Below are 255 nucleotides of genomic sequence, written 5' to 3'. Positions count from 1 at the left end.
CACTGCTGCCGATGATCAGCAATCGCCGCAGTGTACGCTCACCCATCTTGGATGTTCGCTCCAGTTTAGTTTTCCAGCTTGTAGATTTCTGTAGAGGTGTAAGACCAAGCCAGGCGGCAAAGGCACGTCCTCGTTTGAATGTGGCTGCTGCAGGTGCGAGTGCCGCGATCGCTGTGGCGGCTATTGGTCCAATGCCGGGGATGGTCATCAGCCGACGAGCGACTTCATCTTCACGGGCTCGCCGCGCAATTTCCT

Annotated in this window: 1 protein-coding gene; it reads right to left on the bottom strand. The window is 56.9% G+C overall.

The window, feature by feature from the left end; genetic code table 11:
- Window positions 1-255: transposase (locus tag EOE18_RS18365; RefSeq protein WP_164852828.1), on the bottom strand; the 255-nt coding region annotated here is incomplete at both ends.

The organism is Novosphingobium umbonatum (assembly GCF_004005905.1).
In the GTDB taxonomy this organism is placed as follows: domain Bacteria; phylum Pseudomonadota; class Alphaproteobacteria; order Sphingomonadales; family Sphingomonadaceae; genus Novosphingobium; species Novosphingobium umbonatum.
This window is presented reverse-complemented; position numbering and strand designations above follow the sequence as displayed.